Annotated in this window: 13 protein-coding genes; all 13 read right to left on the reverse strand. The window is 48.8% G+C overall.

Annotated features, from left to right (window positions below; all coding sequences use genetic code 11):
- Positions 1–5 precede the first annotated feature (5 nt).
- A complete protein-coding gene (tssA, locus tag K5Y32_RS08150) occupies positions 6–1,586 on the reverse strand; it encodes a type VI secretion system protein TssA (protein ID WP_255602448.1) in 1,581 nt (526 codons plus the stop codon).
- Complete coding sequence (locus tag K5Y32_RS08155; protein ID WP_222182706.1) at positions 1,586–4,975, reverse strand: ImcF-related family protein; 3,390 nt, start codon at positions 4,973–4,975, stop codon at positions 1,586–1,588. The genes tssA and K5Y32_RS08155 overlap by 1 nt, the downstream gene beginning before the upstream one ends.
- A gap of 18 nt (positions 4,976–4,993) precedes the next feature.
- Complete coding sequence (locus K5Y32_RS08160) at positions 4,994–6,181, reverse strand: hypothetical protein (protein ID WP_222182708.1); 1,188 nt, start codon at positions 6,179–6,181, stop codon at positions 4,994–4,996.
- A gap of 1 nt (position 6,182) precedes the next feature.
- Positions 6,183–6,440, reverse strand: coding sequence for a PAAR domain-containing protein (locus tag K5Y32_RS08165; protein WP_222182709.1), 258 nt, complete (start codon positions 6,438–6,440; stop codon positions 6,183–6,185).
- A 492-nt stretch (positions 6,441–6,932) separates the two neighbouring features.
- Positions 6,933–7,919: an EexN family lipoprotein gene (locus K5Y32_RS08170; protein ID WP_222182718.1), complete on the reverse strand. Its 987-nt coding sequence runs from the start codon at positions 7,917–7,919 to the stop codon at positions 6,933–6,935.
- Positions 7,920–8,070: 151 nt separating this feature from the next.
- A complete protein-coding gene (locus K5Y32_RS08175; protein ID WP_222182720.1) occupies positions 8,071–10,323 on the reverse strand; it encodes an ATPase in 2,253 nt (750 codons plus the stop codon).
- A 13-nt stretch (positions 10,324–10,336) separates the two neighbouring features.
- On the reverse strand, positions 10,337–12,862 hold the full coding sequence (locus K5Y32_RS08180; RefSeq protein WP_222182722.1) for a type VI secretion system Vgr family protein: 2,526 nt from the start codon (positions 12,860–12,862) through the stop codon (positions 10,337–10,339).
- Positions 12,863–13,022: 160 nt separating this feature from the next.
- Positions 13,023–13,541 carry a putative T6SS immunity periplasmic lipoprotein gene (locus K5Y32_RS08185; protein WP_222182724.1) on the reverse strand — a complete coding sequence of 173 codons (519 nt, stop codon included), beginning with the start codon at positions 13,539–13,541 and terminating at the stop codon, positions 13,023–13,025.
- Positions 13,538–13,984, reverse strand: a complete 447-nt coding sequence (locus K5Y32_RS25030; RefSeq protein WP_370635092.1) for a putative T6SS immunity periplasmic lipoprotein — start codon at positions 13,982–13,984, stop codon at positions 13,538–13,540. The genes K5Y32_RS08185 and K5Y32_RS25030 overlap by 4 nt, the downstream gene beginning before the upstream one ends.
- A 44-nt stretch (positions 13,985–14,028) precedes the next feature.
- Entirely contained in the window at positions 14,029–14,508 is a 480-nt protein-coding gene (locus K5Y32_RS08190) for a putative T6SS immunity periplasmic lipoprotein (protein ID WP_222182726.1), read from the reverse strand.
- Complete coding sequence (locus K5Y32_RS08195; RefSeq protein WP_222182728.1) at positions 14,505–14,951, reverse strand: putative T6SS immunity periplasmic lipoprotein; 447 nt, start codon at positions 14,949–14,951, stop codon at positions 14,505–14,507. The genes K5Y32_RS08190 and K5Y32_RS08195 overlap by 4 nt, the downstream gene beginning before the upstream one ends.
- The gene (locus K5Y32_RS08200; protein ID WP_222182730.1) at positions 14,945–15,493 is read right to left on the reverse strand and encodes a type IV secretion protein Rhs; all 549 of its coding nucleotides are present in this window, start codon (positions 15,491–15,493) and stop codon (positions 14,945–14,947) included. Before K5Y32_RS08200 ends, K5Y32_RS08195 begins: the two co-directional genes overlap by 7 nt.
- An 85-nt stretch (positions 15,494–15,578) precedes the next feature.
- Positions 15,579–16,016 (reverse strand): inner membrane protein YiaA, encoded by a 438-nt coding sequence (yiaA, locus tag K5Y32_RS08205; protein WP_222182731.1) that lies wholly within the window; start codon positions 16,014–16,016, stop codon positions 15,579–15,581.
- Positions 16,017–16,024: the final 8 nt, after the last annotated feature.

The following is a 16,024-nucleotide window of genomic DNA, read 5'->3' on the forward strand; positions in this document are numbered from 1 at the left end:
AATTATTAACCCAACAGCACCACAGCTCGCGCCGCATCAATATCAACCAGCCCGGCCAGCAGTTGTTCCATTTCCGGCTGCACTCGTGCTTTATCCGCTTCACTGCGCCCGGCGCGAGCGCGCAGGAGTTTTAACCGCCTCGATTTCACTTCAAACAGCAGTGACGGTTCCCACTGGCCGAGCGTCATGTCATCTGCGCTGTTATCCAGTGCGCCCAGCAGGTGCAGCGCCATTTCCTGACGACCGAACTGCTCAGCGACGCGCGCCATCAGCAGACGCAGCAGCCACTGCTGTCGCGGTAAAGCAGTTCCCGGCCGATGCTGCAGCCAATTCAGCGCCGTTTCGATACCTTCGCGATCGGCCAGCTCTACGGCTTCGCTTTCCAGTTGCAGGATATCATCTTCATTGCTGGCACCAGCTGACGTTGACGTCCCCTCGCCCCACACTGGTTCGGTGTTCATCACCTGCTGCTGTATCCAGCCGAGCGTCACCTCATCGGCAAACGGCGTACCGTCGCTGAACGCCAGCGTTTCCAGGCCGTTCAGGCGCGACAACAGTCCTTTGAGATCGTCCTGCACGATGGCGGCAAGCGTGGTGTTGCCGGCGCGCGTCAGCGCCTGATGGATGTACCACTGCAGGTCAAGCCAGAAATGGTTACCACCACGCGAAAACAGGCTGTCGGCCTGCTCGGTCAGTTCCTGCCAGCTCTGCTGCAGCCAAAGACGTTTAAGCTGAGCGCGCTGGTCTGCCTTAGGCGGTTCGATACGGCTTTTGCCGTCGCCGGAAAGCGGCGGCAGTTGCAGCAGCGTATCGTGGCGCAGGGATTTCATCAGACGGTGCGCAGCAAGCCAGCCGCCGGGTTGATCACGCAGGTATTTCGACAGCGTGCGCGCCTGATCCAGCAACTCGCGTCCGGAGGCTATCGCCCCCATCTGTGGCGCAGCCGGACCGCTGGTTTGATGCTTATCACCCTCACCCGCCGCCTGTGGCACCACCGCATCCGGGCCACCCGCTTTAAGCAGGCGATTTTCCAGCGCCGCATACAGACTGCCCAGCCCGGCACCGCCGTGCTCCAGGCTCGCGTCCTCAATCAGCAACAGTGCGCCAGCGATACGCAACGCATCCTGTTTGGTGACTTCTGGATAAAGTGAAAGTGTGTCGAGCATGCGCGAACCGGCGGGCCAGCGCAGCGCGGCTTCACGGCTGCGCGCACGTTGTGGATGCAGGCTGCTGCCAAACTGCGTCAGTAGCCCGGCCATTAATGACAAGCCATCAGCCAGCCCGGCTTCGCCATCAAGCTGCAGGCGTGCCCAGCTGTACCAGGCCGCCACGCGGATGTCTTTCGTAACAGAGGTGAGTAGGTTTTCCGCCAGCTCGCAGATAAGCGCGGTGTCCGCCCCGGAAAGGCGGTTCACCTCCTCCTGCATCTGCTGAAAACCGTCGTGATAGGTCGGGTCCTCACCGGCGGGATTGTCCGCCGATACCGGCTGCAGCCAGTTATTCCACAGTGCGATTTGCTGTTTTGCCTGAGCGCGAAGCGTCTCAGCGTCTTCACCACAGGCGCTGATAAGAGATTTAAGCGGCATTATTCGTCCTCCGTGACGTTAAGATCTTCCGGCGCGACAGTTGTGGCGCTCTGAAGAAATATGTCTGATGGCAGCGTGAAATTGCGCAGCCGCAGTAGCGCCAGCGGGCCATCACCGGCTTCGGTGCGCAGAATGTAATTCAGCGTGCGACCGTCGGGCGCGGCCCAGCTCAGTTGCCAGCTGCTGCTGATGCCTGGATTAGCGGTGACCTGCGCTTTGTCCAGCAAACGAATCAAGCCCCAGCCACCCGGCATGTCGCCATAGAGGCGGGTGCCCGCCTCGGTGCTGACCCAGCTCAGCGTTGCGCCCGGCGCTTCGGTATCTGCCGGCCAGGTGAAGCGCTTCCAGGCAGGCATCTGGTTCACGTACTCCAGCTTCTGGCTGTCGATGGTCAGCGTCGTCTGCGATACGCCTGCCGCCGTGCCGGGACGTAGCTCAAAGTGCAGTCCCGCTTCACCGGTGGTGAAAACCACGTCGGAAATCTGACTCAGTTGGTTAATCGCTTTCAGGAATGCCGGGTTGAAGGTCAGCCCCTGCGCATTGATGCTGTCCGGCACCCAGCGTGTGCCTTCTCGGTGCAGCACGCCGCTAAGTCGCGTTTGCAGGAAGCGGGTGATGCGGCCGGTATCGCTGTTGAGATACTTCGCCAGCAGCGGCAGAGAAACTTCGCTGCTGACGTTTTTGAACGGATAGCGGCCACCAAAGGCGCTGTTCCACTCGCTCACTACCGCCTGTTGCCACTGGGCATTGAGGCTTTCAGCCGCCGGGCTTAATACCTGCTGCCAGGCCTGCTCCATCGGCCGCACAAATACCGTCTGCCCGAAGCCGCTCCACTCCTGCCCCAGACCAGCGGCAATCAGGCTGCCGTAGTCGCGGGTTTCAGTCAGATCGACGGTTTTGCCCTGGAACACCGTCTGCGCCAGCGTCTGCGTCATCGCCTGCGGATCGGCGGCGTTGGTGACCTGCTGCAGACGCAGGCGCACCTGCGTGACGCGGGTCAGGAAAGTGCGCAGATTCATTGAAGACGAGCTGCCCTGCGCGTCGGTCAGCGACAGCAGCGGACCAAAGGTGGCATCCAGCGGACCGCTCGGCCCGGCATTCTGATCAATTGCCGGGCGCTTATCTTTGCTAAACAGGTTCTGCGCCGACTTCACCAGCGAGTCGGCGAGCGCCCCGCCGGTCTGACCGGTACGCCCCTGCACGTTCAACGTGTTCATCAACGCCACCAGCGGCGACTGACGCACGTCGGCCATCAGCGTCAGCTGGTCAATGGCATCCGACAGCGTCGGCGCGGGCTGCAGGCGCAGACTATTAAGAAAGTTCAGCCAGGCTGCGCTGTAGTCGGCAAAGTAGCGACTGGTAAGCTGTGCTTCCAGTGCATCAGGCGAGGAGGATTTCCCGGTCGTCGGCGGATTGTCGCCCAGCACCCAGTCCATCTCCTCGCGGCGGGCATTGGCCACTTTCTCAATCGCGGGTTTCACGCCGTCGTCCCATGCCTGACGGGTGAACATACCCGGTACCACTTCATCAGTGCTGAACAGCAGCGCCGCATCGGTATCGCCAGTCATGTCAGTAAGGCGCATATCGGCATAGTTGCGCGACACCTGCGCCAGCACCTGCTGATACAGACGCGATTCGCTGTTGCTGACGCCAAGCTGACGCACCAGTAGCGCGCGCACTTGGCCGGTCAGTTCCGGGTCCGCCTTTAGTTTCCATTCAGGATGCGCAACCAGACCTGCGCCGTAAAACGCCAGTAAGCCGGGCGCTGTGCCCTGCCAGTAACCTGTAGCCACATCTGCGCGCTGCGCCCAGTCCTGCATCAGCGCCTGGCTGAACCATGCTGAATCCATACGCTCCGGGCGCACCAGCATCAGCCACAGCTTGAGCTGGGCGTAAGCCGGTTTGGCGAGGGTGTCACGCAGCGGGCTGTCGGGCGGAAGGTCAGCGACCGTCTGCAGCTCCTTACGCAAATGCGTGGCTGCCGCATCGCGCAGCAACGGCAGCGCCGCCTGCGCGTAACGCGGCCACAGTGCCGCCAGCAGCGCGTCGTTTTGATTCATCCCAAGACGGCTGTACCAGGGCGCACCGTGCTCCGCACGATGTTGCAGGCGCTGCATGGTTTTCTGCAGATCAGAAAGCGCCATCAGACGCTGCTGCGGAGGTTGTCCGGTATCGGCTGCCTGCATCGCCTGCATGTGGGCGTTGCTGATAACGCTGCTGTTGGTGGTGAACGACACCAGCAGGCCCGCGCCCCAGGCAATCACCGCCAGGCACGCCACGGATGCCAGCAGGCGCGACCAGGAAAAGCCGCGACGCTGCGGACGCAGGTGCGCGGGCAGCGAAGTGAATGTGGACGGCAGCGCATCCCAGCGATTATCGCGGCCCCAGTGATTGGGCACCGCGCGCTCTGCACCTTCAGAAGGCGGACTGAATACCAGCCCCGCCAGCGGTAGCGGTCGATACGGATTCTGCAGTGGTGCAATCAGCGCGTTGAGTGTTTCAGGTTCACGCGTCAGTTGATCTGCCAGGCTCAGCAGGAAACGATGCTGCGGCGAACCTGCCGCCTGCTGAATGCCCTGCGAGGTGAGGTGAGCTGCCAGCTCCGCCAGTAACTTGTCTATTTTTCCTGAAGTGAGTGTCTGAACGCCCACCGCCTGAGTCATGCGGCCCTGCTGCTTTTCGGCGCGCGGATGCAGCGACCAGACATAAAGCGGCAGTCGCCAGCCCAGCTTCTCGTAGCGTGCAGATAACGCGTGCGCGGTGGCGTCCATCATGGCGGCAGAGGGCAACGCTGAGGCAGGCACGCCCGAAGTGTCGGCAAGATGGTCAGCGGCAGAGGTGACCCAGACCATCGCATCCGCCGGACGACGACGCAGACGTTTAAGGGCAGTCAGCCAACTTTCATCGGGTGAGGATTCAGGAACGCCGCCCCAGAGTAATAATGTGCCGCGATCTTCCTGCCAGAGCTGATGAGTCAATCCTGGCGTAAGCCGTTCAACATCAGCCATGGTTCCGGTGACAAGCAGGATACGAACTTTGCGGTTCCAGAAGTGGCCATAATGATGACGCAATGCCTGACGAATGACGCTGACGGTTTTATGAAGCTCAGAACTTGCAGACTGAGCAGCATGGGAAACCTGTTCTTTGGTGCCAACCAAACTTAGCCGCCGGAAAAACTCATGGGATACTAACCAATACCAGCACCGCTTAATGAAATCATCACTCAGCAGGATCAATAAACATAGAATTGCTATCGCTAAGGAATACCAAAGTTTATGTTCCCGCGTTTCGGGACGCAAAACTGGATTATCAATCCAGATTAGGATGGCGCCTATCAGTCCGACGATAGCCACGAATATCCATGTGCTAAATCTGTTTGTCTTTTTCACTACCCCTTCCTTTTGGTATTACTTCACAGCGCGGACAACGGACATGTGCGTGGATTTATCACCAGTAAGAATCACTTGTGGCAAACCAGAAGAACTTGCGTTTTCCGCAGCACATATCAGTGCAATATTTCCAACCGCCGCAGCGGGATGTCCAAACGAATCATCAAGTACATGCTCGTTTTGAATCCCGGATAAATACTCTCCCTGCTCCAACGCCACCAGCAGAGGAGAAAGTGCTTCCATTTCAACCTGAGTTCGCCAGAGCGTTAATGCTTCGCCAGCAGCGACACTACCCCAACGCATGGCATCATTGATGGTCTGGAACGCATCACTCCCGACTACTGGCCTATGCACACAGGCAATGGGTTCGACATCATTCTCTGCAACCCATTTTTCATCAGATATAAAAATCGCGGAAACGGATTCTGCTTGTTTATTACGCGGTGTGGAGAACAGATTGATTTCAACAGAAAGAATTACGACATCTTTTGGATTATCCAGCCAGGTATCCAGCCACATTAATCCATCATCCTCTGAGTGGACAGAGATCTCAGAAGTAGTTAACACAGAGGAGCTGTGTCGTCGCCATGCATCAAGAATAAGGGCATCAGATAAAGTGCCATCATGGCGAATCCGAATTGCGGGCAAAACCCGTGGAAGTTGCCGAATTTCATCTGCAATGATAGGGAGCAGGCTATTGAGCGCGCGGTCCAACTTGGTCTCGTAAGTATTCTGGCTTGCTTTAACCTGCGCTACCGGCAGTTGTGCTGTCATGAAGCTATTAAGCAATGCAGGATAATATTCACTTCTGAGTTGAGAATGCCCCTTTAACAATGCTTGTGAGAGTTTGTTGCATCCCAACGGCGTGTGATAAGCCGCACCGATTATAAATAACGCCTGTCGCCCACGACGTATTTGTCTTTCACGTTCCTGTTCATGAAGATGATTCCAGTATGCAGCCTGCTCGCAACGATTTTCATAGTGTCGCAAACGTGCTACTAAACAGACTAGCCCAGTGATCAAAGGAAGTATGATTGCGCAAAACCAAAACCAGATAGACTTTGTAGAAGCATTTTTAGGCCAAAGATATAGCGTAATAAGTGCGCCCAGACAGCAAACAACAACAATAAAAATGATCCAACGTAACTTATGAGGCGGGTCTGGATTTTCAATAACATCGGGAATTTCATTGAGATTAACTGGCATATTATGCCTTACCTGCGTTGGCGAGGGATGTAATTAATGTGCAACCACAACCACACTTATGTCCATGAAGCGCAATAGGCTTACCATTAATTTTTGAACCAGCATCACCTTCAATAATCTTGGTTTCACCATGCTGGGGGCAAGATACTTTATCCATCAAGCAAGCAACTTCCTTGCCCATAAATTTAACGCCGCTGCTTCCATGGAGCACACGACCACCGTGTGTGGTTGCATCACCGAGTCGAATAATCCCTTTCATAAATTCTCGCTTAAAATATAAAATTAGAAATTTGCAATGAGCTAAAAATACAAAAATGTAGATATTGAAATACTTCACATCATGAATAAAAAGCATAATGAATATAATTAAGTACATTGCAGTGCAAAACTATTAAATTTTGCAACTCATCAAATGAGCCAATTTGTTGGACAACTCATCAAATTCATTTGCATCATTCTCATTAAGAAAAATGATATCACATGTTTCAGGTCGAAAATAACATTGGCAAGAGGTATGATATGTGTTTACCACTCTCTCATCTTTGCTTGATTCATTCTGCGCTACTGGTGCCATTTGAACACTCATCAATAAATCCTTTTAAAAAAAGTGTAAGGAGACATCATTCTGTCACCTATAACACATTGAGAAATCACAGCCCATGTATGAATAATTAAAATATCACTCTTATAATATGAATTAGGATTGAGTGTTTTTATTTGATGCATCCATTCTTATAAAGGGTGCAGGACATTACTTTTCTGCACAATACCTATACTTTTTCTCACACAAAAAATCGTTTATTTCTTTTATTCTTGTTGGATTTCTCTCTATGCCGTATCCACCTTTAGCATACATAGTCAATAGATCATCAACATGTTCAATGTTTCTGGAATCTATTTTTTCTCCCTCATAAAAAACATCTAATAATTTAGTTGCTTTTTTATAGTCTGGATTAAAACCAGTTCCGCCATGAAAATATAGATCTGCCAATTTCAGACATGACAATGTAAACCCCACCAGACAGGATTTATCAAATAACTGGATGCCATCCAATTCACTTTTATTAAAACCTTCGCCATTAAGATGCATATAAGCAAGATAATAATCACCCCAACCGGGTGATTTTACACCAATATTTTGAGAGTAACGGTTAAAATATGAAATGGCGGTATCAAAGTTCTTTTCAACCCCTTCCCCTCTGCGGTACATTAATCCCAAAGATATTAAGGCACTCGAATCGCCTTCTGACAGATTTTTAAGATAATAGCTTAATACAGAATCAGGTTGCTGATATTTCTTTATCAGCTCTTCTAAAGATCGTAACATCTTTTGATCTTCGGGAGTTGCAGGCTTTCTGCTCCCAATCACATATGCCAATTGACCTAATTTATCTACAGCTTGCTCATCGCCATTGCCAGCAGCTGCAGATAACCATTGTATGGCTTTACTATATACATTATTCGAAATATATAGTTCAGCTAGAAACCGCTGCTTTTGTGCATCTCCGCTCTCAGCTTGTTGCAGCGTTTCTGTCGCAGTTGAAGCATTAATGCAATTTGATGTATCTCTGAGAGAGATCGAACTTGTGCATTTTTTTTGAATTGAATGTAGGATACCTTCATTTATGATTAATTCATTTACAGTATATTTTTTATCATCGCATGCTGAAAGAAAAAAACAAATAAAGACCAACACTATTATTCTCATAGACTTCTGCTCAAATACACACATTTTCATTATTCCTCATGCATGTTTTAAATTAAATGTTAAATTTAGATCTCATCATTTATCAGAATCAACACTTTGCACTTAAGACCATCCTTTCATTTCAGAATCCCTTATTACTTCAGAAGGTTTTTGCATTAGTTTTATTAAAGGGATTTACCTGTTATGCATATGCTTGATTGTGATCTAATGGACCAAAATCTCCCATTTGTGGGTAATGTAAATTAACACCTTGTGCCAGTTTATAATCCATGGTGTTATTCATGGCTAATGCATATCCTGAAGCCGGACTTTCTTTCAAACCTTTATATATGTTACTTACAATTAACCTTGCCTTTATGTCTTTTAAATCCTTATCTCTATTGAAGCCTTCTTGCAAGAAATCAATAATCGTCTCTTCCATTTCTTCTGCTTTATTATCAGCATCTACTGATAGCTCATTAACGTAAGCTCGACCTTTCTCGTTCATTCGTAGAAAAACCAACTTCCATTCTCGCTTGGTCTGGATGCTGTTAAGAACATTAATTACAGCCTCCTTTCGCTCAGGATAAATATCGATTAGCATTTTACTTCGATTTTTAGTATCTAAATGGTCAGCTTGCCCGTGACGACTCAGTAACCATAATAAATTGCCTTTACTCTCTGGCGTTAACATCAACATTCTCTGTGGGAATGCATTAATATTTTCAGCAATCGCATTCCTCCTATAAGAAGCCTTTAAACCATCATTTAAATCATTCCCAAAATCTTTAAATGCATTTGTAATATCACTAACTCGAGTTGAAACAGTTGTAAGCATAGACTCAACGCTGTTTTTCATGTCACTCAAGAGCATTACGCATATTTGGCTGAACGCTTCAAAAGCTTCTTTTGAAATTAGAGTCAATTTTCTATAATCAATCAGACTTAGCTGGTAAACAAGCCAGGAACCAAAATCCCAGAGTTTTTCATAAGCAACTTCTAATAAAAAAGATCCTTTCGCGCCCAATCCACAGCAAAGACTAGCGGCTATTTTAAAAATGAACTTGCCATTTATGAAAGTGCAATAAAAACTGCTTCCGATTCCAATGCCTACCAAGCCAGTGATATCACCGCTGATTGTGCAGAAATCGACAAATTCACTGACCTTTTTTGCTTCCTCATCGGTCTTATTTTGATACTGTGTCGCAGCCTTAGGCTGCAGCCATTGAAATCCACCTTTCAAAGCTGCGGTGACTTTAGCCCCGGCAAAAGCCTCACCACTTAGGGTCACGCCCTCGTCGCCTTCGTTCATTTGTTCATGGAATACCCGGCCAGTGGTACGCCGTTCATGGAACGGTGGTAACCGGCCGCCATGTTCTCTCCCTCTCAGGCGCTGAGTGGTTCCAACTGTCACTACTTCTAACTGCCCTTCCACATGTACCGATGCGCCAATAAAACCGGTGAGTGATGGTTCCAGAAACATGCGAAACATGCCCATATCAATGGGAATGATTTCAGACTCAAATTTTAACGACCAGCCAACTCTGTCAGGATAATAACAAGTCATCCGCGCTTCACCTGATGCAATTGTCAGCGTGCTTGACGCTTCTCCCTTTATAGAGAGATTTCGTCCACCTTTCATGCTGAATTCACCCGACGCTCCCGCATTTGCGGTAAATCTTAGAAATTGAGCACCTGCAGAGACATCAATATTTTCACTTATACGCTGGCCATCAACAAACAAGCTATTGTTCCAACTTTCAGCCCAGTCCGTGAGCGTGACATCAATCTTGCCAATATCGTCGGCATCAATCTTGAACAACTCGATTTCTTTAATATCAAAATCTTTGAGTCCTTCTTTTATCTTTTTTCCGCTGATTCCTGTCCGGTTACCATCCGCATCGTAGTCAAAAATACTTTTACTCGCCCCGTTCCTGTCCTGCCTATTCATTCGAACGTTATGTCTGGCTCCACGACCCATTTGATCGTAGTACCCTTTTTTCACATATACATAGCGGCTTCCTGGCCCATTATGGCGGCCACGCCCCCTGGTTTTAACTGGAATGAGCTCAACAACTTCCTCATAACCTTTAGGCGTAAAGTCTCCTAGCTTCTCCTTGAGGGCTTCTTTCTTACTTTCATAATCAGCCTGCGCCTCAGCTGCAGCATCTTCGGCTGCTTTGCACTCTGCACTTCGCGCTGGCTCAGAAAAAAGCACGCCATATTTTTCAATCGCCTGAGAATAATTTTCACCGCTCTGGTGCATGTTATCTACCGCACCAATAAGTTCACTCCATTGGCGTTCGAAATCACCACTGACGGTATCCGAGATAAACACTAATTCTTCTGTTGCTGGGCAAAAATAAACTGTGCCTGAATTGTGCTCTGCAGTAACCGTTGTGTTTTCTTTTTTATCTAACATGGCATTGGCTGCAGGCCGGTTATTATTTTCCATGAGTCACTCCCTGTTATTCATAAAAAAGCCGCATTGAATCCGGATTCATTCCGTGATGTATTTCGGTTAAGCCTTCCTCATCCGTTACTCCCTTAATGATTTTTCCGTCATCAGTTTCAATACGGTAAGGAACATACGGCTTCGGCTGTTGGGTCGTTTTATCAACAACTCTGAAACGGCCATTTAGACGATTTGTAAACTGTGGATCGCTAATAGCTGCTGGAGAAAGTGCTTCATTTAATGAAGCGCTTCCGCCCCAACTTATATCTCCACTTTTCAGCGCAATGCTTTGTGGTGCTCCAATCTCGACCGCGCCATCTCTTATTTTTATAAAGGCTCCGCCACCACTCGTTAGTGTGATGCCCTTTGAGGCGTTGAGTACAATTTCACCATTGACGCTACTCATAGTAATATTTTTATCTGCCTGCAACCGCATCGCGTCTGTTTGCGCCTGTATGTCCACACTTCCCATTGCTGCATACAACTTCATCCCGACGCGGTGTGCAAAAAGGCTTATTGCCTCACCTGCTGCAACGGTGAAGCGCTTAACAATATTCATATCAACATTTTCACCTGCGGTTGCTGTAACGCTGTGTCCCGCTGATAGTTGAATATTTTTGGCAGTGGTTGCGGCAATACCAGCCGGAGCGGATAGCAGAAGGCCCGCATCTTTGAGCTGATTAAGTGTGTCTGCTAACTGTTGCTGTGACTGCACATCGGCTTCTGCAGCACCTGAGGTTCTGGCACTCTGGGCTAGTGCTGTAACCAGTTGTAAAGCGCTCTGTAACTCAGCAATCGCCGCATTCATATTCAGCATATCGCCCTGAGCTCTCGGCTGTTTATCTGCAGAAATAAACACGCCAGCCCCACCGCGAATAGCTATATGCCTATCTGTTCTTAGTTCAGCGCCTTCTCCTCTTAACGTTCTTGATGCATCAACGTTATGCCCCAGATTCAGCTGAGTTTTTCCGCCATATTCGGTACTGAGTTTGATGTGCTCCTCACCGCGCTTATCTTCCATGCGAAGCTTATTCAGCCCAGCGGTGCGGATGACGTTGCGGGTGCTGTTTTTCTCTGTTACATGATCCACATGTCTCGAGTCATGCAGCGCATGAGCAATGTAGGGCTGGTCAGGATCCCCTTCACGGAAGGCAATCGCTACCTCCGTGCCCTGTATCAGCGGGAAGTGGAAACCATACATATCACCGCCATAAGGTTTGGCGAGGCGCACCGGCATGCTTTCCTGGCCGCGATCTTTGCTCTCTTCATCTGCATCAAACACCACGCGGTACAAACCGGAGGCATCCTGCCAGGCGTAGATATCATTGTCTTTTGCGCTGGTGACACGCGCTGTCATGGTGCCGCTGACTTTTGGGCGTGGTAACAACCTTGGACGCCAGCACAGCGTTTCGCTGTAAGGCAAACCGTTGAGGTTAATCTGTAACGCCGACTTACGGCTGGCACTGAGGTGGATGCGGGTGACGACGACCGGACTCTGAAGCTGTTCCGGCAGCGTTGGCAAAACACCATCAATAATGGTCAGCACCTTGCCTGGAGCCAGCGATGCGTCATTGCTGATGCCAGTAATCAGCGTCTGGCCGCACAAAAAACGTTCGTGATCGAGGCGCGCGTAATAGTTCGCAGTCTCCGGCGCGGGCACATATTTATCGCCGCTGTCAGGATGACGCGGACGGTATTGATAAACCTGCCCGTAGTTGATCTCATCACCATCGCCGCGCGACATATCCGCCTGAACCGAGCGTAAAATACGCTGCGCCTCGCGATGGTTGTAATCTTTCGCGACCACTCCTGCTTCGACCACTTTGTGGGTGATATTCAGTCCCCAGATCGATTCCTGCCCGTTGTCCTCCAGGTCGGAAGGACTGTTAAGAGGCAACGGTTTGCCCTGAATAAGTGCAGACTGTGCATCACCAAACCGGACGACTTCAGTCTGGGTGTTTGGCTGGAGCGTGAACATGTAAAAGATGCCGACTTCCGACAGCAAGCGGCGAATAAACTGAAGATCGCTTTCCTGGTACTGGTTTATCTGCTCGCGCCTGGGATATTCATGTTTGAGACTAAATTCATATTCCCAGCCCTGAAAACCGTGTTCATCCAGTATTTGGCTCACCACCTCAGGAACTGATTTATTCACAAAGAAACGGTGCGAGCGATATTGCTTATCCAGCAATGCAAGGCGTGGCTCAATAACCACCAGATAAGTCACCTGATCGGCAGAACCCGTCAGACGGTGAAAATCAGTGATGTAACCATGCACCATTTTTTGCCCCGACAGCCCCATCAACTCGCCGGTGCCCATGGTCAGCGTTGCTGGTTTACGCAACATCTGTGCGGCCGTGATGTCTTTATCCGGGCTGGTGAACAGCACATCGTAGTGATAGTTCTCACTCAATGCTTCTGTGCCGTTAAAGTTCTCGACGTCAATACTGGACGAGCATGAGGGGATAGAAAGCTTGTAACGGTTCAACGTCCCGTTTATTAACGAGGATGCACCTTGCAGTAAATCAGTCATGTTCATGTCATTCACTCCTTGATGACAGCCGGCCACAATGTCTCTATCAGTGATAGAGACATTGACGACTTTCTCTGGTCTTAATTAACGTTCTTTAACGGCGGCTGGATTAATTATTCTGGATGCTATTACGAGAGCGCATTTTCCACGAAAAGTTAACATTAATTTAGAAATTGTTACCGAGGTAATGCGTAATTTCATTCTCCTGCAGTGGGATGTTTTTAACCTGACGCCCATCAATTTGTATGGCATTTGAAAACACCCTGACATTTTGATGCTTTTTAATTGGCTTCAAGCTAAATCTAACCACATACTCTCCATCGCCAAATTCGTCAATCACTGATTCGGAAAGACAGATAAATCGTCCGTCCTTTAAGTTGGTATTGTTGGGCATTAAATATTGCCTGTTATCTTCATGCCCCCTTCTGAATTTACTCATGAATTTTAGCGTGTAGTCGCTGGCTCGTCGCACGTCAAAGCATGCTGCATTTTCTCTTCGAGTAATATTCGCCGTTTCTGAAAACGTCACCTTATCGCCAATGCAGCCAGTGAGAAAGACGGAACTCATTATCAGAGTGAAGAAAAATCCTGTTTTATAAAATCGATAACATATCATCATGAATTTCAGATGAATACTTAAGAATAAAAACAGGCTTCCACCTGTAGTTACGACATTTGAAATCATTCAGAAATAAAGCCGGGAAAATAATCTAATTTTTTCAATGGCAAATATGACACTTTCCCATTACTTATTTTAATTGACGCGACCTTTCTAAAAGATGGGCGATTCGTCAAAGTAGATAGCAGAGTGTAATGAATAGTGTAGGCCCGATTTTCCGTAACAGGCCACTGTGATGGTGAAAGGCAACGTTTGTTGTGAACTGCCAACAATTCACTTCCCGCATACGTTTCCCTCAACCCTGAATCATCCTTATTTTTTATCGAAATGACGCTCAGATAATACGTTTTCTCTGGGGGCGTGCTGATACAAAGCATATAGTTAACCAGACTTACCCTGTCATCACGCTCAAATCCAACCTGCTCTTCTCCCAACGTACACCCGGTCACAAGTAAGCATATTAATGTGCTTATCATCGTCTTTCGCATATGCTTCAACATTTGAACCATTTATCTTGGTGGCCGTTTTAGGCGCTGACTACACACCCACTTACTTATTTATAGCCTCGCGATATTTCAGAATCCTGTAACTGATAGCTACCCAATTTTCCATTAACCACTTTAACAGCAACGACAAAGCTTCTTATTGAATCAATGCCCCCGCCGTTTTTAAGAATAAATTTAACTACATACTCTTTGCCTTCAGCAGGCGTGAACTCATCCGGGGGAAGACATAGCATGCCATCAGAAATTTCAACGTCACCAACAATCCTGTTTTGTTGCTCTGTTCGCGGGGTATCTCTCTGATTAATTGCCAGGTAAGTCGGGATATACCCTTGTGATTGTTTTATGGGAAAGCAAATCTCTTGCCCTTCTCGCACTGCTTCCGTTGTTTCATCGTGCCACCCTCTGTCACCAACGCCCGGACATCCAGTAAGAACCAAAGCACTCACTAAAAAAACTAATACGTTTGTATTTTTTCTAATGAATGAATATTTCGCAATCGAAAGCAATTTAAAACACTGCCAATTCAAAAACGATTACCTAAATAATGGGTAGTTTCATCCTGCTGCAACGGGATACTCTTAACCTCATGTTCTTTCAACTGTATTGCGTTAGAGAATACTCTGACACTCTGAAACAGCCCTTCTGACTTCAGACTGAATCTGACAATGTATTCACCGTCTGACAATTTATCTGAAAGAGCGCGAGGAATGCAGATATATTGTCCATCGATTATATGCGAATCACGAAAATTTACAGATTCGCGATCATCTTCCATGCCCCTCCTGAATATGCTCATGGATTTTAGCCTGTATTCACTAACTCGCTCAACTTCAAAGCATATATCTTTCTCTTTTTGAACCGCTTGAGCAACTTCAGAAAATGTTACTTTGTCTCCAATACAACCTGTAAGAGTAAAACATGCAATGATGCAACTTAACGACTTTATTTTATTCAATTGACTTATCACCATGGAAATCCTCTCAGAGCCGCTCTGTAACCCTCTAAAACTATATACTCATCTAACTCACCATCTAAAGTTACACTATCATTATCACGATGCTGAATAAATTTACTGTAACCCTGCGAATAAAGGATGAAGCTATCGGCGACAATCTGTGCTTGCTGCTCCATTGGGTACTCACTCAAAAGGCGCCCATCTAGCCTGTAGCGATAGGAAGCGATCCAACTCACAAGTCCTCGACATATAACGCACATTCCCTTTTCTAACTGCCAGACGTGGCAGAGTTCATGAATGAATGTATGTTGGTCATAGGATGATACTTTTGAATAATCATCTTTGTATAACTGCGTTCGGTAATATATTTCGCCCTGTGGTGTCATGGCCACACGCTCATGCTGGAGGCCAAATGGCAAATAACTGTCGTGATGAATCCAGACCTTACTGTAATTGATCTTTTCACCATAAACAGATTTTGCCAGCGCAATCTCACCTGATGTTAATAAGCGCAGGCTCCCCTCTTTGATAGCCGCTTTTTTAGCTTTATCTGTCATGCTTATTCACCAAAAATCATTACACCGCCGTCATGGCGTCAACGTTCTCCCACCACGGCGACGGCAGCGTGAGAACCCGGAAAGATCAGGCCTGAGATTCCTGCGTATTTTCATCAGCGCTGTCAGATACGCTGTGCATGCCGTCGCGGGTGTTTTTCTGCACCGCTACCGCACCAAACAGCGCCATGAAGAACGACACACCGTAAAAACCTTTCTCGCTCGGCATCAGCGTGGCGTTCCATAAACCGGCAACCAGCAGCACCACCGCAATGGTGAACGCCAGCAGGCAAACCATGTGATACAGATGGGTGGTTGGGATGCCTTCCAGCCGGTCGCGTACGGTTTTCTGCAGCGAAACCGCAGCGAACAGTCCGAGGATCAGCACCGCGAAGTAGTAGCCTTTTTCATTCAGCTCCATTTCGGCGCGCCACAGGCCCGCCAGATAAACCAGCGTGCCGCCGAGCATGCCAATCCAGGAAATAGCGATAAACGCGGGTGAAACGGGGATATTTTGGGTTTTCATACACACTC

It is taken from the genome of Pantoea sp. DY-15 (genome assembly GCF_019795935.1).
GTDB classification, from domain to species: Bacteria; Pseudomonadota; Gammaproteobacteria; order Enterobacterales; family Enterobacteriaceae; genus Pantoea; species Pantoea leporis.